This window comes from Streptomyces chisholmiae (assembly GCF_031845445.1).
GTDB classification, from domain to species: domain Bacteria; phylum Actinomycetota; class Actinomycetes; order Streptomycetales; family Streptomycetaceae; genus Streptomyces; species Streptomyces chisholmiae.
Window position 1 is genome coordinate 213,658 of sequence record NZ_JAVREO010000009.1, and the last position, 18,505, is coordinate 232,162.

Annotated in this window: 14 protein-coding genes; 8 read left to right on the plus strand and 6 right to left on the minus strand. The window is 73.7% G+C overall.

The genetic code is table 11. The features are described 5' to 3' along the window. Positions 1 to 5 precede the first annotated feature (5 nt). Positions 6 to 383, plus strand: coding sequence for a monovalent cation/H(+) antiporter subunit G (gene mnhG / locus RM844_RS17095; protein WP_311668083.1), 378 nt, complete (start codon positions 6 to 8; stop codon positions 381 to 383). 86 nt (positions 384 to 469) lie between these two features. On the opposite strand, the gene RM844_RS17100 is transcribed toward mnhG, so the two are convergent. Next, complete coding sequence (locus RM844_RS17100; RefSeq protein WP_311668084.1) at positions 470 to 676, minus strand: hypothetical protein; 207 nt, start codon at positions 674 to 676, stop codon at positions 470 to 472. 242 nt (positions 677 to 918) lie between these two features. Next, positions 919 to 1,917 carry an NADPH:quinone reductase gene (locus RM844_RS17105; protein ID WP_311668085.1) on the minus strand — a complete coding sequence of 333 codons (999 nt, stop codon included), beginning with the start codon at positions 1,915 to 1,917 and terminating at the stop codon, positions 919 to 921. A gap of 127 nt (positions 1,918 to 2,044) precedes the next feature. Between RM844_RS17105 and fdh the strand changes: the two genes are divergently transcribed. Genes fdh through nrfD form a run of 3 tightly spaced genes read left to right on the plus strand, consistent with a single transcriptional unit; the run spans position 2,045 to position 7,320 of the window. Further along, positions 2,045 to 5,287: a formate dehydrogenase gene (gene fdh, locus RM844_RS17110; protein WP_311668087.1), complete on the plus strand. Its 3,243-nt coding sequence runs from the start codon at positions 2,045 to 2,047 to the stop codon at positions 5,285 to 5,287. 3 nt (positions 5,288 to 5,290) lie between these two features. After that, the gene (locus RM844_RS17115; protein WP_311668088.1) at positions 5,291 to 6,265 is read left to right on the plus strand and encodes a 4Fe-4S dicluster domain-containing protein; all 975 of its coding nucleotides are present in this window, start codon (positions 5,291 to 5,293) and stop codon (positions 6,263 to 6,265) included. Next, a complete protein-coding gene (nrfD, locus tag RM844_RS17120) occupies positions 6,262 to 7,320 on the plus strand; it encodes an NrfD/PsrC family molybdoenzyme membrane anchor subunit (protein WP_311668089.1) in 1,059 nt (352 codons plus the stop codon). Before RM844_RS17115 ends, nrfD begins: the two co-directional genes overlap by 4 nt. A 277-nt stretch (positions 7,321 to 7,597) precedes the next feature. Here the strand turns inward: nrfD and RM844_RS17125 are convergent, their stop codons facing one another. The 3 genes from RM844_RS17125 to RM844_RS17135 form a co-directional block, all read right to left on the minus strand. Beyond that, complete coding sequence (locus tag RM844_RS17125) at positions 7,598 to 8,221, minus strand: hypothetical protein (RefSeq protein ID WP_311668091.1); 624 nt, start codon at positions 8,219 to 8,221, stop codon at positions 7,598 to 7,600. A gap of 428 nt (positions 8,222 to 8,649) precedes the next feature. After that, complete coding sequence (locus RM844_RS17130; protein ID WP_311668092.1) at positions 8,650 to 9,897, minus strand: MFS transporter; 1,248 nt, start codon at positions 9,895 to 9,897, stop codon at positions 8,650 to 8,652. A gap of 178 nt (positions 9,898 to 10,075) precedes the next feature. Next, complete coding sequence (locus RM844_RS17135) at positions 10,076 to 10,675, minus strand: TetR/AcrR family transcriptional regulator (protein WP_311668093.1); 600 nt, start codon at positions 10,673 to 10,675, stop codon at positions 10,076 to 10,078. Positions 10,676 to 10,808: 133 nt separating this feature from the next. On the opposite strand from RM844_RS17135, the gene RM844_RS17140 reads away from it, so the two are divergent. Then, a complete protein-coding gene (locus tag RM844_RS17140; protein ID WP_311668094.1) occupies positions 10,809 to 11,399 on the plus strand; it encodes a TetR/AcrR family transcriptional regulator in 591 nt (196 codons plus the stop codon). Positions 11,400 to 11,463: 64 nt separating this feature from the next. Next, entirely contained in the window at positions 11,464 to 12,330 is an 867-nt protein-coding gene (locus RM844_RS17145; protein ID WP_311668095.1) for an imine reductase family protein, read from the plus strand. A 586-nt stretch (positions 12,331 to 12,916) separates the two neighbouring features. On the opposite strand, the gene RM844_RS17150 is transcribed toward RM844_RS17145, so the two are convergent. Further along, positions 12,917 to 14,815 (minus strand): right-handed parallel beta-helix repeat-containing protein, encoded by a 1,899-nt coding sequence (locus RM844_RS17150; protein WP_311668096.1) that lies wholly within the window; start codon positions 14,813 to 14,815, stop codon positions 12,917 to 12,919. A gap of 592 nt (positions 14,816 to 15,407) precedes the next feature. On the opposite strand from RM844_RS17150, the gene RM844_RS17155 reads away from it, so the two are divergent. Both RM844_RS17155 and RM844_RS17160 read left to right on the plus strand, forming a co-directional pair. Then, positions 15,408 to 17,048 carry an SPFH domain-containing protein gene (locus RM844_RS17155; protein ID WP_394814530.1) on the plus strand — a complete coding sequence of 547 codons (1,641 nt, stop codon included), beginning with the start codon at positions 15,408 to 15,410 and terminating at the stop codon, positions 17,046 to 17,048. Further along, positions 17,045 to 18,346, plus strand: a complete 1,302-nt coding sequence (locus RM844_RS17160; protein WP_311668098.1) for an SPFH domain-containing protein — start codon at positions 17,045 to 17,047, stop codon at positions 18,344 to 18,346. Before RM844_RS17155 ends, RM844_RS17160 begins: the two co-directional genes overlap by 4 nt. Positions 18,347 to 18,505 lie beyond the last annotated feature (159 nt).

An 18,505-nucleotide genomic window follows, 5' to 3' on the forward strand; every position in this document is an offset into this window, starting at 1 on the left:
GGACCATGGACCTGCTCGGCGACCTGATCTCCGGCGTGCTGCTGCTGACCGGGGCGCTGTTCTGCCTGGTCGCCGGCATCGGGCTGGTCCGGTTCCCGGACACCGTCTCCCGGTTGCACGCGGCCTCCAAGGCGCAGACCCTCGGGCTGCTGCTGGTGGTGCTCGGCGCCGTCTTCCAGACCCCGCTGGGAAAGACCCCGGCGCTGCTGTTGGTGGGGGCGTTCTCCCTGCTCACGGCCCCGGTCACCGGGCATATCGTGGCCCGGATCGCCTACCGGACGGACGCGGTGGAGCGCCGCCGGATCGTGCTGGACGAGCTGGCGGCGCGGTTGATCAGCGAGCGTCGGCCGGACGACGAGGGCGACCCCCCGAGCCGCCCCTGACCGTTCCCGGTCCGCGGTTGACCACTACCGGTCCGCCGTTGACCGCTGCTGACCGTTGGTGCTGCGTGGCGGTCGGCGCCGGGTGCTCAGAGCCGGGCGGTGACGAACTGCTCGAAGCCCTGCACACAGGCGCCGCAGTGACTCTCGTGCACCACGCCCTCGCACAGCTCGGGGCGCTGCCCGCCGTCCGGACGCGCCATCTGCTTCCCGCACAGCGCGGTGAAACTGGCCTTGGGCGTGACATGCCAGTTGCGGTGTCCCTGCGCGTTCACTTCGGCTCGCATCTCATGCATCGCGGGAGCATCCTCTCGGGCGTTCATGGGGCTGGACGTTCGGGTGGTTTCCCCGGGCGCGCGCACCGCGGGGCCGGGCGGCGGCGGTCCGACCACCGCTTCGCCTCGCCCAGGTGGCAACGTCTCTTAAACCGTGACATAGCTGACCAATGATCGCCTGTTGGGAGGTATCGCCCGCGATATCACCCCGCTGGCCGGGGCGCCCGGCCCCGCTGACCGCCGGCCCGGCGGACCGCGCCCGCTCAGCGCCGCAACGGATGCAGCGCCGCGCTGGTGCGCAGCGCCACCCGGCGGCCGTGCGCGGTGCCGTCCGCCAGCCTGCGGTGCTCGTCCACCACCGCCGACAGCGGCCGGACCGTCGCCCGCCGGGAGGCCAGCGCGCCGCGCGCCAGCAGCCGGTTGACGCCGACCGCCGCCGCGGCCAGCTCGTCCACCGTGGCCCCGGAGATCGCGAACCCACGCAGCGTCAGGTCCCGCTGGTAGAACGCCCCGACCGGCAGTCCGGGCCGCGCCGCCGGCCCGGCCAGCAGCACCAGCCGGCCGCGCGGCGCCAACACCCCGACCGCCCACGGCAGATCGTTCCGGCCGGCCGCGTCCACCAGCAGCGCCACCCCCGCCGGCGCCACCGCCGCCACTGCGCCCGCCAGCCCCGGATCCCGGTAGTCCAGCACCTCGGCCGCGCCCAGCGACCGGCAGTACTCGGCGTCCGCCGGCCTGGCCAGCGCCAGCACCCGCGCGCCGGCCTCGGCGGCGAAGGTCACCGCGGCCGACCCCACGTTCCCCGCCGCACCCACCACCAGCACCGTCTCGCCCGGCCGCAGCCGCCCGTGCCGGAACAGCGCCAGCCAGGCCGTCGCCCCCGGATGGAGCACGGTCACCGCCGTCACCGGGTCGACGCCGGTCGGCAGCCGGTAGAGCCGGTCCGCCGGCACCACCGCGTACTGCGCCGCAGCGCCCTGCCGCCCGCCGTGCCCCAGGCTGTTGGTCCACACCGGCTCGCCCGCCGTGAAGCCGCTGCCCTGGCCGGCCTCCGCCACCGTGCCCACCGCGTCCCGGCCCAACACCAGCGGCAACGGCACCGGGGTGGCGAAGGCACCCGAACGCACCAGCGTGTCCACCGGGTTGACGGTGGTCAGCGCCACCCGCACCAGCACGTCGGTCGGCCCCGGGCTCGGCCGGGGGAGCAGGCCGAGCCGAATCTCCGACGGGGGGCCGAGCCGTTCCACGAACGCCGCTTCCATGCCCCCGATGCTGCCAGCCGGGACGCCGGCCGACTCGCGCCAACCGGGCAACCAGGTGAGGATCACACCATCGCGGGTGGAATGCGGTGAAACGGGCAACGGGTGGCGCCGAACGGAAGGACCCGGCATGGGCGTGCGGACCTGGATTCAGGACTGGCCGGTCTACCGGCAGCTGGCCGGGCAGGACCCGCGCGGCGCCGCGGCCCGCTCACCCGACACCGAGCGGCTGCGCGCCCGCACCGAGACCGCCGACCGGGTGGTGGACTCCATCTGCCCCTACTGCGCGGTCGGCTGCGGCCAGCGGGTGTTCGTCAAGGACGAGAAGATCACCCAGATCGAGGGCGACCCCGCCTCCCCGGTCAGCCGCGGCCGGCTCTGCCCCAAGGGCGCCGCCACCCGCCAGCTGGTCACCGCCGACACCAGGGAACACCGGGTCCGCTACCGCCCGCCCTACGCCACCGAGTGGCAGTCGCTGGACCTGGACACCGCGATGGACATGATCGCCGACCGGGTCATCGCCACCCGCCGCGCCACCTGGCGCTGGCAGCGGGACGGCCGGCACGTCGCCCACACCCTGGGCATCGCCAGCCTCGGCGGCGCCGTGCTGGACAACGAGGAGAACTACCTGCTGAAGAAGCTCTTCACCGGCCTCGGCATCGTCTCCGTCGAGAACCAGGCCCGGGTCTGCCACTCCTCGACCGTCGCCGGCCTCGGCACCTCCTTCGGCCGGGGTGGCGCGACCACCTTCATGCAGGACCTCCAGAACTCCGACTGCGTCGTCATCCAGGGCTCCAACTTCGCCGAGGCGCACCCGGTCGGCTTCCAGTGGGTGCTGGAGGCCAAGGCCCGCGGCGCCACCGTCATCCACATCGACCCCCGCTTCACCCGCACCAGCGCCCACGCCGACCTGCACGTCCCCATCCGCGCCGGCAGCGACATCGCCTTCCTCGGCGGACTGATCAACCACGTCCTCACCGAGGAGAAGGACTTCCGCGAGTACGTCCTCGCCTACACCAACGCCGCCACCCTGGTCACCGACGACTTCCAGGACACCGAGGACCTGGCCGGCCTCTTCTCCGGCCACGACCCCGAACGGGGCGTCTACGACCCGGCCAGCTGGGCCTACCGCGGCGCCAGCGTCCGCGCCCCCGCCGGCAGCCAGGCCGCCCAGCCACCCGAGGACCTCACCGTGGAGCACCACGCCGGCGGCTCCGAGTCGCACGGCTCCGGCGGCCACGACGTGCCCACCCACCCGCAGCGCGACGAGACCCTCACCGACCCGCGCACCGTCTACCAGATCCTCCGCCGGCACTTCGCCCGCTACACCCCCGAGCTGGTGGAACGCGCCTGCGGGGTGCCGGCCGACACCTTCCGCAAGGTCGCCGAGGCACTCACCGCCAACTCGGGACCCGACCGCACCAGCGCCTTCGTCTACGCCGTCGGCTGGACCCAACACACCGTCGGCGCCCAGTACATTCGCGCCGCCAGCATCCTCCAGCTGCTGCTCGGCAACATCGGCCGGCCCGGCGGCGGCATCCAGGCGCTGCGCGGCCACGCCAGCATCCAGGGCTCCAGCGACATCCCCACCCTCTTCAACCTGCTCCCCGGCTACCTGCCGATGCCGCACCACACCAGTCACGCCGACCTCGACGCCTATGTCGAGTCCGTCCGCACCCACAAGGGCTTCTGGGCCGAGACCCGCGCCTACCTGGTCAGCCTCCTCAAGGCGTACTACGGCGACGCGGCCACCGCCGAGAACGACTACTGCTTCGACCACCTGCCGCGGATCACCGGCTCGCACAGCACCTACGACACCGTCCTCGCCCAACTCGACGGCGACTGCAAGGGCTACTTCCTGCTCGGCGAGAACCCGGCCGTCGGCTCGGCCAACGCCCGGCTGCAACGCCTCGGCATGGCCAACCTCGACTGGCTGGTGGTCCGCGACCTCAGCATGATCGAGTCCGCCACCTGGTGGCGCGACGGGCCCGAGGTCGAGACCGGCGAGCTCAGCCCCGGCAGCAACGGCACCGAGGTGTTCTTCCTGCCGGCCGCCACCCACACCGAGAAGTCCGGCTCCTTCACCAACACCAACCGCTGGCTCCAGTGGCACCACGCCGCCCTCGAACCGCCCGGCGACTGCCGCAGCGAGCTGTGGTTCGCCTACCACCTCGGCGCCCGGATCCGCGCCAAACTCGCCGACTCCGACGACCCCGCCGACCGGCTCTTCCTCGACCTGGCCTGGGAGTACCCGCTGACCGGCGAACACCAGGAGCCCGACCCGGAGGCGGTGCTCGCCGAGATCAACGGCCAAGACGCCGCCGGCCGGCCCCTCGCCGGCTACCCCGAACTCCGCGACGACGGCAGCACCTCCTGCGGCTGCTGGATCTACTGCGGCGTCTACGCCGACGGCGTCAACCAGGCCGCCCGCCGCCGCCCGCACACCGAACAGGACTGGGTCGCCGCCGAATGGGCCTGGGCCTGGCCCGACAACCGCCGCATCCTCTACAACCGGGCCTCCGCCGCGCCCGACGGCCAGCCGTGGAGCGAACGCAAGGCGTACGTCTGGTGGGACGAGCCGGCCGGCCGCTGGACCGGCCACGACCGCCCCGACTTCGTCGCCGACCTGCGCCCCGACCACGTGCCGGAGCCGGACGCCCGGGGCGTGGCGGCGCTCCGCGGCGACGACCCGTTCGTCATGCAGGGCGACGGCAAGGGCTGGCTCTACGCCCCGGCCGGCCTCACCGACGGGCCGCTGCCCAGCCACTACGAGCCGCAGGACTCCCCGTTCGGCAACCCGCTGTACCCCGAACACCGGCGCAACCCCGTGCGGTTGACCTACCCGAGGCCCGGCAACGAGTACCACCCGTCGGACGGCGAGCCGGGCGCGGCGGTCTTCCCGTTCGTGGTCACCACCTACCGGCTCACCGAGCACTTCACCGCCGGCGGCATGACCCGCTGGTCGCCCTACCTCGCCGAACTCCAGCCGGAGTTCTTCTGCGAGGTCTCGCCCGAGCTGGCCGCCGAACGCGGCCTGGCGCACCGCGGCTGGGCCACCGTGGTCACCGCGCGCGGCGCCGTCGAGGCCCGGGTGCTGGTCACCGCGCGGCTGGCGCCGCTGCGCGCGGACGGCCGCACCGTGCACCAGATCGGGCTGCCCTACCACTGGGGCCCCAACGGCTACACCACCGGGGACGCGGCCAACGAGCTGTCCGCCATCGTGCTCGACCCCAACGTGCACATCCAGGAGGTCAAGGCGCTCTCCGCCGACATCCGCCCCGGCCGCCGGCCGCGCGGCCCCGAACTCCTCGCCCTGCTCGCCGACTACCGGCGCAGGGCCGGCGTCACCGAATCCACCGGCACGGAGGTCTGACCGTTGACGACCGAACCCCCCACGACCGGCGAGGCCCCCCGGGTCGGCTTCTTCACCGACACCTCGGTCTGCATCGGCTGCAAGGCCTGCGAGGTGGCCTGCAAGGAGTGGAACCTGGTCCCCGAGGACGGGCTGCAGCTCACCGGCATGAGCTACGACAACACCGGCGCGCTCGGCGCCTCCACCTGGCGGCACGTCGCCTTCGTCGAGCAGACCAAGCCGTTCGGCGACCAGCAGGCCCACCAACCGCACGCCGACCTCGACGTGTTGGCGCTCGCCGCCCGCGGCTCCGCCACCCCCGTCGAGGACGCGGCGATGACCCCCACCACCCCGGGCCCGCCGACCGCCGACGGCCGCACCGAACTGCGCTGGCTGATGTCCTCCGACGTCTGCAAACACTGCACCGAGGCCGCCTGCCTGGACGTCTGCCCCACCGGGGCGCTGTTCCGCACCGAGTTCGGCAGCGTCGTTGTCCAACAGGACGTCTGCAACGGCTGCGGCTACTGCGTGCCCGCCTGCCCGTTCGGCGTGATCGAGCAACGGGAGGGCGACGGGCGGGCGTTCAAGTGCACCCTCTGCTACGACCGGCTCGGCGCGGGGCTGGAACCGGCCTGCGCCAAGGCCTGCCCCACCGAGTCCATCCAGTTCGGGCCGTTGGAGGAGCTGCGCGCCCGGGCCGAACTGCGGGTCGAGCAACTGCGGGAGAACGGCGTGCCCGACGCCCGGCTGTACGGCGCCGACCCGGCCGACGGGATCGGCGGCGCCGGCGCGTTCTTCCTGCTGCTGGACGAGCCCGAGGTGTACGGGCTGCCGCCGGACCCGGTGGTCACCACCCGGGACCTGCCCGCCATGTGGCGGCACGCCGCGCTGGCCGCCCTCGCCCTGCTCGGCGGCCTGGCCGCCGCCCACCGCGTCACCCGCGCGCCCCGCGCGACCCGTCCCACCCGCGCCACCCGTGTCCCCCGGAGGAGTCGATGAGCGAGGCAGAAGTCACCCGCGACGGGCTGGCCGGCGTCCAGCCGGGCCGGGAGGCCATCCCAGGCAACCTGCCGGACACCGCCGCCTTCGCCGGCCGGCGACGCGGCGGCGGCGAACAACGGATGGTCCCGCAGGCCGAGTTCACCTCCTACTACGGCCGGCCGGTGGTCAAGGCGCCGGCCTGGCGGGCCAGCGACATCGCCGGCTACCTGTTCCTCGGCGGGCTCGCCGGCGCCGGCTCCACGCTTGCCGCGGGCGCCCACCTCACCGGCCGCCCCCGGACGGCCCGGGCCCTGAAACTCAGCTCGCTGGGCGCCATCTCGCTCTCCGCCGCCGCCCTGATCCACGACCTGGGCCGCCCGGACCGGTTCCTCAACATGCTGCGGGTCGCCAAGCCCACCTCGCCGATGAGCGTCGGCTCCTGGCTGCTCGCCGGCTACGGGCCGGCCGCCGGGCTCGCCGCCGCCAGCGCCGTCACCGGCCGGCTGCCCCGGCTCGGCACCGCCGCCACCCTGGCCGCCGCCGGCATCGGCCCCGCCGTCGCCGCCTACACCGGGGTGCTGCTCGCCGACACCGCCATCCCCGCCTGGCACGAGGGACACCGCGAACTGCCCTACCTCTTCACCGCCTCTGCCGCCGGCGCCGCCAGCGGCATGGCGCTGCTCCTCGCGCCGCGCGCCGAGACCGGGCCGGCCCGGGCCGCCGCGGTGCTGGCCACCGGGGCCGAACTGGTCGCGCTGCGCTCCCTGGTGATCAGCGCCGGGCACGCCGGCGAGCCCTACCGCCGGGGGCGGCCGGCGCGGCTGCTCACCACGGCCAAGCGGCTGGCCCTGGCCGGCACGGCCGGCGCCGCGCTGGCCGCCGGCCGCAGCCGGGCCGCCGCCGCGGCCAGCGGCGCGGCCCTGCTGGCCGCCTCGGCGGCCACCCGCTTCGCGGTCTTCCACGCCGGCCTGACCTCGGCCCGCGACCCCAAGTACACCGTCCTCCCCCAACGCCTCCGCCACCGCGCCCGCACGGGGACCCCACCGGCGGAGCCGGCCGAGCCGGCGGAGTAACGGAGGGGACGGCCGGGTGGGGGAGTGGTCACCGGCCGCCGGCAGGAGCTGGTGTGCTGCTGACTGGTCCCGCTGTCCCGTTCCGTCTGGCGCGGTGGTGAATGCGGAATCCTCCTTGGGAGAGTTCAGCGAAATTCCCGACTACCGCCTGGTGTGGCCTTCCCCGGAGGATTTCCCCGGGGATGACGAGGAGTCCGAGGTGCTCTGAGTCAGAGCCGGTCCCCCTTGACACCCCGCCGCTCCGCGCGGTGCGGCTGCCCACCGCTGCTGGGCTCTTCTATGCCCGGGTCCAGCGGGACGGCGGTGGCTCGGTGCCGTGGGTGGCCTCGTCCGCGCGGTGGAGCCGGATCAGCTCGTCCCGGTAGCGGTGGTCGGCCTCCGGTGACTCGTCGCGCACCCGGGCGCCGTGTTCCCACCACTGCGTCAGCCCTCGGCCCTGCTCCTGGCCGGCCCGGGTGTGCACGCAGTGCGCGTAGTCCGGCACCCGGACCAGCGCCTCGCCGCGCTCGACCATGGTGGCGACCCAGTCGGCGTGTTCCGACGCGGTGCGGTCCTTGGCCGCACCGGCCAGCACCCGGACGGCCTGGCAGGCCATCATCCAGTCACCGCCCGGCGTGGCGTCGAAGTTCCGGTGGAGCACGTCCACCAGCACGGGGGCGAGGGGCAGCCCCATGCCGATGTCCTCCACCGCGATGATCCGCAGCCGCCGCCAGAGGTGCCGCGCCACGTCCGGCGAGGTCGTGTACATCTCGTAGGCGGCCAGCACGGCGTTGTCGACGTTGCTCCGGCGGATCTCCTTGTGCAGGACGGAGACGAGGTCGTCCACCGGGATGCCGTGCGGAGAGACGATCTGCGCGTACGGGTCCTCACTGAAGTGGCCGGGGCCATAACCGCGTGACATGGGGCGGAGTCCTTCCGTTCGACGTGCAAGACGCGTCCGGAATCCGGAAGGGGCCCTGAGGTGAGGCCGAAGTTACCACGCCGGTGGGGCGTCCGGCTCCCCCCGTGCGGCACCTGGCCGGCTCGTGCGGCGGCAGGAGGGCGTTCTCCGCCCGTGGGTCGGGGGTTGGGGCCGGTGGGAGGAGGTCGGGGCGCGGGTCGGGGCAGGACGCTGGGCGGGTCATGGGACGGGCCGGACGGCCCGGGCCGCGCGCTACCGGGGAGCACGCCAACGATGAGCGAGGACGACCTGGCCGGGGGCCCGGCCGACGCCGGGACCGGTGCCGGCGACGCGGCCGGCCTGGTCGCCGGGCTTCCCCGGCCGAGCCTCTTCCGAAGCCGAGCCGCCGGCCGCTGGGCGCACCCCTCCCGGCGGCCGGCGGCGGGGCGTTACCGGGATTCGGGGCCCGGGGCCCCGGCCTCGACCGGCGCCGCGTCAACCGGCGCGGCATCGGCCTGTGTTGACGCCGGGGACGGGGCCGCGGCGACGGCCCGGCGGGCCCGCGCCGCCGGGGTGCACTCGACCAGCAGCGTGCCCAGGGCCAGCACCGCCAGGCCCGCGCCGAGCCAGAGCGGGGCGCGCAGCCCGTGCGCCTCGATGGCCAGCCCGCCGAGCAGCGACCCGAGGATCACCCCGAGGGTGATGAACGAGGCATGCGCGGTGTTCAGCAACAGGCCCGCGTCGCCGGCGCGTTGGGCCCGCACGATCATCGCCGGGTTCATGGTGACGCCGACCAGGCCGATGCCCAGCAGCAGCGCCACCGCCGGCACCGGGACGTGCGCCAGCAGCGCCAGCCCGGCCAGGAAGCCGGCGTTGGCGAGCACGCCCACGACCTGCACCGGCACGGTGTAGCGGTCGGCCAGCCGGCCGACCACCAGGTTGCCGAGCACGGTGGCCGCCCCGTAGGCGACCAGCAGCAGCGGCACGGTGCCGGACGAGAACCCGGTGATCTCGGTCATGACGGGGTTGACGTAGCTGAAGGCGGCGAAGGTCGCCCCGATGATCAGCGTGCTGGTGGCGAAGGCCCACCACACGGCGGGCCGCCGAAAGACCGTCAACTCCCGTCGCACATCGGGACGCTCGGCGGTGACAGCGCGCGCCGGCACGCCCCGCAGGGTGGCCGCGGCGGCCAGCAGGGTGAGCACCGAGATGGCCCAGAACGCGGCCCGCCAGCCGAAGCGTTCCCCGATCAGGGTGGCCATCGGCAGCCCGAGCAGGGTGCCCAGCATCAGTCCGTTCATCACCCGGGCGCTGGCCCGGCCGCGTTCCGCCGGACCGGTCAGGGTGGCGGCGAGGGACAGCGCCACCCCGAAGAACGCCTGGGCGGCGACCCCGGTGACGATCCGCGCCGCCAGCATGACCGGGTAGTTCACGGCGGTGGCCGCCAGCACGTTGCCGACGAGGAAGAGCGCGAACAGCCCCAACAGCGCGTCGCGCGGCGGCACTCGGAGCAGCGCCAGGCTCAACACCGGCCCGCCGACGGACATGGCGACGGCGAAGGCGGTGATCAGGTAGCCGATCTGGGAGACCGAGACGTCGAGGCCCTCGGCCATCTGGGGCATCAGCCCGGCCACCAGGAACTCGCTGCTGACCATGGCGAAGATGCCGAAGGCCAGCACATGGACCGCTCTGGGCACGGGTTCTCCTTCTTCTCGGCGCCGCGGGAGACCGGGACCGCGGTCACCGGGCACCCGGGGCGTCCGCGGGTTTTGGTCTGGGTGTTACAAAATCAGGGCAGAGGGCGTCCGGGGCCGGCCCGGTGGTCTGCCGCGCGAGGCGGCCGGGGCGGGCGAGGCCCCGGAGGGCGCGGGCGGGTCAGGGGGTGAACGCGTCCAGCGCGACCTCGGCGACGGCGGTCATCTCGGCGCGATCGGCCCCGCGTTGGCCGGCGACCCGGAGGCCGGAGAGCACCGTGTTGAAGTAGTCGGCCAGCGCGCCGGCCGACCGCCGATCGCTCACCGTGCCGTCCCGCTGCCCGGCCTCGATCACCGCCCGCAGCCCCGCCGTGCGCTCGGCGAGGTCACGCGCCAGCAGCTCGGCCACCACCGGGTCGCCCGCCGCCAGCTCGACCGTGGAGTTGACCGTCAGGCAGCCGATGCCGCGCCCCGCCGGGTCCCGTTGGGACAGGTCCAGCTCGATCACCCGCGCCAGCAGCCGTCGCAGCCGCTCCAGCGGCGACAGCTCCACCTGAGCGAGCAACTCCCGCTGCGGGCCGTTCATCAGCTCCATGTACCGGGTCAACGCCCGGGTGAACAGGGCGTGCTTGCTGCGGAAGGCGTTGTAGACGCTGCTGCGCCCCAGCCCGGTGGCCGCGCACAGGTCATCGGTCGAGGTCGCGTCGTACCCCTGGGCCCAGAAGATCCGCATCGCGGCTTCCAGTGCCCGATCCTCATCGAACAGCCTCGGTCTGGCCATGGACGGCAGGCTAGCAGTTTTGGAACAACCAGAACAATACGTGGCGGCGCCACGGGCGGGGCCAGCGCGCCGGGCCCGTAGGATCGCGACCGGTGGCGACCCCGGGTAGGGGCGCGGGAAGGAGTCGGCGACGGTGGCGGGGCGACGGATGACGCGGGACGAACGACGGGCCCAGCTGGTGGACGTCGCCCTTGAGATCGTGCGGGTCGAGGGCGCGAGCGCGCTCAGCCTGGTGCGGCTGGCCGAGCGTGCCGGGGTCTCCCGGCCGGTCGTCTACGAGCACTTCGGCACCCGCGAGCGACTGTTGTTGACGCTCTTCCGCGCCTATGACGTGGGGCTCGGTGAGCGGATCAGGGCGGCGCTGGCCGAGGCGGGCGACGGTGTCGAGGCGGCGGCCGGTGCGCTGAGCGCGGCCTATGTGGACGGCTTCGTCGCGGCCGGGGTCGAGTGTGACGAGATCGCGGCGGCCCTCGCCGCCAACAAGGAGACGCGGGACTTCATGCGTGAGTCCCGGAACTTCTATCTGCGGGAGTTCCGGGCGGCGCTGGCTCCCCGCGTGGTCCCGCCGGGCGAGCTGGACGAGGCGCTGCTCGCCGGACTGCTCGGCGCGCTTGAGGCGCTCGGCCGGGAGGCCGCAGAGGGGCGGATCGCCAGGGGCGCGGCGGTCACGGCCGGTACCGATGTGCTGGTGGGGGCCCTGCGGCGGGTGACCCCGAAAGGTTGACCTACACGATGTAGGGTACATCGTGTAGGTTCGGGTGTGTCGTTCTCACCGTCGAGGGAGAGTCATGACCACCACCGCCCCCCTGCTGATCCTCGGGACGAACCCGAGGGCCGCCGCCCTGGCCGCCACCCTGACGGCCGCCGGACGGACCACCGTCAGCTTCGGCCCCGAGCAACTCCCCCGGTTGGCACGGCAGTTCGGGCTTGAAGACACCCGGCTCATCCTGCTGTGCGAGGAGAGCCCGGAGGCGGCGGAAGCGGCCTTGGCCGCGCTCCCCGCGCCGCTCGCCCGCCGCGATCTCGTCAACCTGACGTCGGGGACTGGCGCGCAGGCCGAACGGGCCGCCGCGCGCGCCACGGCCCGCGGCGCCAACTACCTGCAAGGGGCGCTGATGGCGCACCCGGAACACGTCGGGGACCCGGCCACCGTGCTGGTCTACGGCGGCTCCGGCGAGGTGTTCGCCCGGAACGAGGCCGAACTGCGGCTGCTGGGCGACGCTACCTACCTCGGCCCGGCTGTCGGCGTCGTCCCCCTCTATGACCTGGCGCTGCTCAACCTCGCCTGGGCGACACTGGTCGGCTTCCTCCAGACCGCCGCGTTGCTCGGCACCGCCGGGGTGACGGCGCGCTCGGTCGTCCCCCTGCTCACCCGCTGGCTCGGCACCACGGTGGCGGACGTGATCGGCGGCTACGCGGCTCAGGTGGACGAGGGCCACTTCCCCGGCGACGGTGAGTGGCTGGAGCTGGACGCTCCCCTGATGGAGCACCTGCGAGAGGCGACCGAGGCGCACGGCCTGGACGCCGGACTGCCGCTGCTCGTCCAGTCCCTCACCGCGCGCGGGGTCGCGGCCGGCCACGGCCGGGCGAGCTTCGCCAGCTTGATCGAGGTCATCAGGGCGCCGGTCACTACCCACCCGCCGAAACCTCCGTGACATGAACGGTGGGATACGGGGGATACGGGGGCGATGGGGCGACGGGGCGGAAAAGCGGTGTGGTCGGCGTGCCGCGCTGGTTGTCGGACGGTCCGGACGGCCCGGACGGTGCGGACGAGTCCGCCGGGCTGGCCCGGCTGCTGGCCGCCTGTCACCTGGCGACGCAGGCGGAGGAGGGTGAGCGGGCCGGCGGGGTGGCGGCCGGCGCGGACACCGTCCGGCTTTCCGTCTGGTGCTGGCGGGCCACCGCGATCGGCCTCGACGAACGGCTCGGATTGAGGGTGGCGCCGTCCTTGCACCCGCGTCCCGGGTGGTCTGCCCGGCCTGGTCCGCCGCCCGCTGAGCGAGCGGCAGCCCCCGGCGCGGCCTCGATCGCGGCCTGGATCGCGGGCTCGGTCCCGTTCCCCCGGTGCCCGTTCCCCAGGCCCGGTCGCGCGGCCCGGTCGCGCGGCCCGGCGGCGGCCGGCCCGGCCACGGCCCTCGCCCCGGCGGGGCGAGGCGGGACGGGGAGGCCACCCGCCGCCGGCCTCCCCGTCCCGTTTCCCGTCCGGGCCGTGCCTACCGGCCGGCGCTCACCGTCCGCCGCCTACCACCCGTTGATCACGAACTGGGACCCCGGCTCGACCACCACGTCCCCGTCCGCCATGCCGCTGATGGTCACGTCGGTCAGGTTGGCGCTGCCGCGGGCCCCGCCGTGGGCGAGGATGCCGGCGCCGTTGAGCGAGCCCTCGATGGTGACGCCGGAGATCGTCGCCTCCGGCACCGCGCCGCCGCCGGACTTGAACTGGATGCCGTCATAGGTGGAGTCGTGGATCTCGGTGTCCCGGATGGTGACCCCGGTGATGTCGTGGGTCGCCGCGAACAGCGTGATGGCGCCGAACTCCTGGGCCTCGCCCCAGAACGCGCCGCCGGTGCGGTGCAGGACGTTGCCGGCGACCAGGGTCTGGCCGGAGAACGGCAGCGGGTCGTGGTCGGTGGCCAGCATGATGCCGGGGTAGTTCATGGTGTCGGCGATGGTGTTGTGCTCCACCGTGTTGTCGTAACCGCCGTACACCGCGATGCCGTTGGCCCGCCAGGGCAGCTGGATGGTGTTGTTGGCGAAGGTGTTGCCGTGGGTGACGTCCACGGACGGGTCGGCCACCCGCGGGTTGGCCCAGATCGCCAGGGCGTCGTCCCCGGTGTTGCGGAACGAGGAGTTGCGCACCGAGGAGTCGCGGGTGCCGTTGGTGAAGTTGATCCCGTCCGCGTAGGTGTTGCGGATCCGGACGTCGGTGAACTCCAACCCGTCGGCCGGACCCCACAGTTCGGGGATGTTGTCGACGTCGCGGCCGACCCAGACGCCGACGTTGGCGTGCTCGATCCAGACCCGGGAGATCCTGGTGCCCTCGCCGAACCGGCCGTTGAGGCCGACACCGCCCTCGTGGCCGCCGTCGCCGCCCCTGATGGTGCCGGAGCCGAAGATGGCGATGTCCGCGATCTGGGTGTTGGCGTCGATGTCGAACCCGAAGTTGCCCTCGTGCGGGTGGTTGATGCCGCCGGCCTCGTGCGGTGGGGTCAGCGTGTAGAGCTGGGAGTGCCACATGCCGGCGCCCCGGATGTCCACGTCCCGGATGCCGACCTGGTTGAACTGGCCCCGGCTCTCGGGGTCGTCGGTGAGGATCTTCTGCTCCTGCCGCCACTGGCCGGCGGGGATCCAGACGCAGTCGATCTCGCCGTTCTGGTCGGCGGTGACGGCGGCCTGGAGGGCGGCCGTGTCGTCCTCGCCGTCGTCGGGCACCGCGCCGAACTCGGTGATGGAGGTGCACTCCGCGGGCTGTTCGGCGGGCGGCGCGACCTCCTCCAGGTCGATCAGGTCGACGACGTAGTACTCGGCGGAGTCGTCCGCGTCGCGCTGGAGCCGGAAGGTGCTGCCCGCCGGGTAGGTCTCCGCCAGCAGCAGGTGGGACTCGTCGAACAGCCGCCGGGCGTCGCCGCCCGGGGTGTTGGTCAGGCCCTCGGGGTCGTCGGTGGTGCCGTAGAGCCAGCTGTGCCGGGAGGAGAGGGTCACCTTCTCCACGAAGGTGTCGTTGACGTAGAGGCTGAGGGTCTCCTCGACGCCGCCGCCCCCGGGGGCGTCCGGGATGGAGTTGCGCACCACCAGGGAGTTGGCCGGGGCGGTCGCGGTGACCGTGACATGGTCCCCGGTGGCGTCCAGCCGTACCGACCTGCGGCCGGAGGACTCGGTGGCGAAGTTGGTGTGGCCGAAGGTGCGTTCCGGGTCGGCCTCCAGGAGGGTGCCCTGGTACTCGGCGTCCTCCGCCTCGTACTCGACGTACGGGAGGGCGGCGCCCCGGGTCTCGGCCGCCGGTTCGGCCGTGGCCGGGGCGTCGGCCGGAGTCGTGGCCGAGGCCGGGCCGCCGGCGGTGAGGGGCAGCAGCCCGGCCGCCAGCAGGGCGGTCAGCGAGCTGCCGCCGAGCAGCCGTGGGCCGCGTTGGTTCCTTCTCATGGGAGTCCTCTGTTCGGTGGGGGGCGGGCCGCCTCACCCGGGCCCGGCCGCGGCGGCTGGGCCGACAAGCGAGGGGTTGCCGTGAACTTACGGAACATGTGCAAGGAATTGAGTTGAAGCAGTCGATGTCTTGCGTTCGACAGTCAGAGCTTTGAGGGGACCGTAGGGTTTGTCAACCGTGCTCGCACGGCCGGCCCGCCGGCCGGCGGGCGGCGACCCCCGCAAGCCGGGCCAACCCGGCGAACCACCCCGGCCCGGCGGCCGGTTGGCGCCGGCGCCGGGCGGTTCCGGCCGCCCGCCCTGGCATAACCCTGTAACGATCCCGCCGCCGGCTTTGCCCCGCGCACCGATGTGGTGTCCAATGACCGGCGCACGGATACCACGTACGAGCACCACAGAAACGATGGGGGGATTCGTGGCGCGAACTCAGAGCGTAAGAAGAATCGCGCGCGCGGTGACGGAGGGAGCCGATCCACGGACCGCGGTTCAGGAGGAACTGCGCGGGCAGATCGAGGGGGCGGGGCCTTCTCGTCGAAGCGGTCGGCAGGATTCCGGGGCCGGCGACGCGACAACCGTCGCCCGGGAAGACGGAATGGACCCGGCCGATTTCCCGGCCGCCAAGGACCAGGCCGGCGCCAGCACCGACACCGTCATGGAGCAGAAGACCGTCCCGCTGGACGAGGCCGGCGAGGCGCTCAACCGCAGCGAGCACAAGCGGGAGGCCGGCGGCACCGTCCACACCATCTGCCCGATGGTGATCCCGCGCGGCCGGTCCCTGCTCAGCATGTTCCCGGTGCTGCTGTTGCTGGTCATCGTCGCGGTCGGCAGCCTGGTCGTCGGCGCCACCAGCGGCGACGTCCTCACCAACCCGCTCTTCGGCGCGCACGCCTGGGTGTTGGTGCTGCTGGGCGTCGGCTTCGAGTGGTGGCGGCAGGGCATGGTGATGGTGCCGGACGGCTGCCACGCGCTGATCACCCGCTTCGGAAAGCTGGAGCAGGTCGTCGGCCCGGGCCGGGTCATTCTGCTCAACCCGTGGAAGCGGGTTTCCTACATCATCAACACCACCCGGGAATACCCGTTCAACGCGCCGGTCAGGGAGGCCCCGACCCGCAGCGGGGTGAAGGCGTCGATCGACCTTTTCATCCAGTTCCGCATCAGCGATCCGGTCGAATTCGTCTACACGCTGGGCGCGGTGCGCGGATTCCAGGAGAAGCTGCACAACGCGGTGAGCGAGACCATTCGCAGCCTGATCTACGAGCAGGAGGCGGCCGGTATCTACAACATGGTCGGCGAGGACACGGGGCGGCTGCTTGAGCAGCTGAACCAGCAGTTCCTGCCGGCGGTCGCGTTGACCAACGCGAACATCACGCACGCCGAGCCGAGCGACCGCGGCTACCGGATGGACCTGGCCGCCCCCGAGATGGTGCGGGTGGCCAAGGAGGCCTACACCCACGAGTACGCCCTCCAGCTGCGCAAGGAGCAGGACGAGGGCGACCTCACCAAGGAGTTGGCCACCCAGCAGGAGGAACTCTCCGCGATCCAGGCGGACATCGCGCAGTACCAGGCGCAGATGGACACCGCGGTGGAGCGCGAGACCAACCGGGCCGCGGCGCTGGCCCGCGAGCGGTACGTGTCGGCGGAGTCCGAGGCGCGGGCCAACGCGGCGCTGTTGGAGGCGCAGGCGCTGGACATCCGCGCGGTGACGGCAGCCGAGGCGCCGGAGATCCTGGAGTACCGGTACCAGCAGCAGGTGTTGGACACCCTCGCGCAGGTGGCCGACCACCTGCCGCGGCTGGTGCGGATCGGTGCCGAGCGCGCCGGCGACGGCTCCACCGGCGTCGACTTCCTGGCGCTGGCCCGGCAGTTGGTCGGGGAGCAGGGCACCGAGCTGTTCAGCGAGGCCGACATGGCCGCGGTGCGGGCCCGACTGCCCGAGGTGGCCGAGCGGATCGCCGGCCGGCAGGCCGAGATCGACGCGCTGCGGGAGGCCGACCGGCCGACCGTGCCGGCGCCGGACGAGGACGTCCTCGCCGGGGCGACGGTCGGGGAGTCCGTCGCCGCCGAGGCCGGCACTCCGCGCGCTTCGCGCACCACGTCGGGGGCGGCCGTTGGGGAGCCGGCCGACCCCGCACCCGGGGGCGCGGCCCACGACCCGCGCACCCTGGAGTTCCTCCCGGGCGCCGAGGGGCACCCCGGCGGCGGCTTCGGGCACGATGAGGAGGGCGGGGAATGAGCACGCCGCGCAACCAACGGTCGGTCATCGCGGAGACGGTGGCCCCCTGGAGCGACGTCGCGCAGCTGCTGCGCGGCGGCGACGCCGGGACGCTGACCCCGGTGATCATCCCGCGCCACCGGCGCCGGCTCGGCTGGATGGCGCCGCTGTGGCTGGGCGTCTTCGCGATGCTGGTCGGCGTGCTGCTGGCCGCCCAGGACAGCTCCGGCGCCGGCGAGCTGGCGTACGACACGCTGGCCGTCCTCGCCTACGCCTTCGGCCTGTTCATGCTGCTGGTCGGCGGGCTGTGGTGGTGGCGCTCCTCGATCGTGGAGATCGAGCAGGGCACCAACGGCATCCTCACCCGCTACGGCGCCGTGGTCCGCACCCTCAACCCGGGCCGCCACTACCTGTGGCACCCCTGGTCGCGGGTCGAGTTCGTGGTGGACACGGCGACGGAGATCCCCTACTCGGCGCCGGTGATGGCCTGCCCCACCCGGGAGAACGTGCCGCTGCGGTCGATCGAGTTCTTCCTGAAATTCCGGATCACCGACGCGGTGCTCTTCGTCCGCATCATCGGGGCCGGCAACTTCGACCTGGTGCTCTCCAGCGCCGTGCAGGACGCCATCCGGCAGCGGGCCCGGCAGATCAGCACCGAGCGCGCCTACGACCTGCGCGGCTCCGACGTGGCCGACATGCAGGAGCTGCTCAACCGGCAGCTCTCCCGCTACGGCGTGCGGATCACCGGCTGCAACATCCCGGACGTGCAGCTGCCCACCCAGTACCAGCAGCACCTGGCCACCCGGGAGCGGGTCGCCAAGGAACGCGTCGCCTACGACCAGGAGTGGGGCCTCACCAGGAAGCGGCGGATCGACGCGCTGGGCATGGACATCGAGCGGGCCAAGAAGGTGCGCGACGCCCGCATCGTCGAGGTCAAGGCCGCGCTCAACAACGCCCGTGAGGAGGTCGCCCAGCTGCTGGAGCAGCAGGAGACCAACGCGCAGCGGGTCAGGTCCGAGGTCGAGTCCAGGGGCCGCAGCGGCCTGATCGCGGCCGAGAACGAGGCCCGGGCGCAGGCCCGGCTGGCCCAGGCCTACCGGGACAACCGGGCGGTGCTCCAGTACGAGTTGGCGCGGCGGCGGCTGGAGGTCGGCGCCGAGCTGGCCGGCAAGGCGCCCCGCCCCGTGGTGGTCCGCACGGACGCGGGCGCCGGCGACTCGTCCGCCCTGGCCACGCTGCTGACCGCGCAGCTGCTGCCCCAGCTGGGCGGGGCCGAGCCGCGGGGTGGTCCGGCCGGCCGGTCGGGGGACGGCGGCTGACGGCCGCCCGGCGGCATCCGGCGCGCCTGTCGCGGTAACGCGGCGGGCGCGCCGTCGTGTGTGCGGCCTCCCGGGGTACCCGCGGTGCCATAGTCGCAGTGCGGGTCCCGGCCCCGGGGGCCAGGGCCCGGCCGGGGCGACGCCGAACGTCGGGCGTCC

Coding starts and splice junctions, on each gene's coding strand:
- RM844_RS17100 (WP_311668084.1), bottom strand. CDS start 676: ATGCATGAGATGCGAGCCGAAGTGAACGCGCAGGGACACCGCAACTGG.
- nrfD (WP_311668089.1), top strand. CDS start 6,262: ATGAGCGAGGCAGAAGTCACCCGCGACGGGCTGGCCGGCGTCCAGCCG.
- RM844_RS17155 (WP_394814530.1), top strand. CDS start 15,408: ATGGACCCGGCCGATTTCCCGGCCGCCAAGGACCAGGCCGGCGCCAGC.
- RM844_RS17125 (WP_311668091.1), bottom strand. CDS start 8,221: ATGTCACGCGGTTATGGCCCCGGCCACTTCAGTGAGGACCCGTACGCG.
- RM844_RS17150 (WP_311668096.1), bottom strand. CDS start 14,815: ATGAGAAGGAACCAACGCGGCCCACGGCTGCTCGGCGGCAGCTCGCTG.
- RM844_RS17145 (WP_311668095.1), top strand. CDS start 11,464: ATGACCACCACCGCCCCCCTGCTGATCCTCGGGACGAACCCGAGGGCC.
- fdh (WP_311668087.1), top strand. CDS start 2,045: ATGGGCGTGCGGACCTGGATTCAGGACTGGCCGGTCTACCGGCAGCTG.
- RM844_RS17105 (WP_311668085.1), bottom strand. CDS start 1,917: ATGGAAGCGGCGTTCGTGGAACGGCTCGGCCCCCCGTCGGAGATTCGG.
- mnhG (WP_311668083.1), top strand. CDS start 6: ATGGACCTGCTCGGCGACCTGATCTCCGGCGTGCTGCTGCTGACCGGG.
- RM844_RS17135 (WP_311668093.1), bottom strand. CDS start 10,675: ATGGCCAGACCGAGGCTGTTCGATGAGGATCGGGCACTGGAAGCCGCG.
- RM844_RS17160 (WP_311668098.1), top strand. CDS start 17,045: ATGAGCACGCCGCGCAACCAACGGTCGGTCATCGCGGAGACGGTGGCC.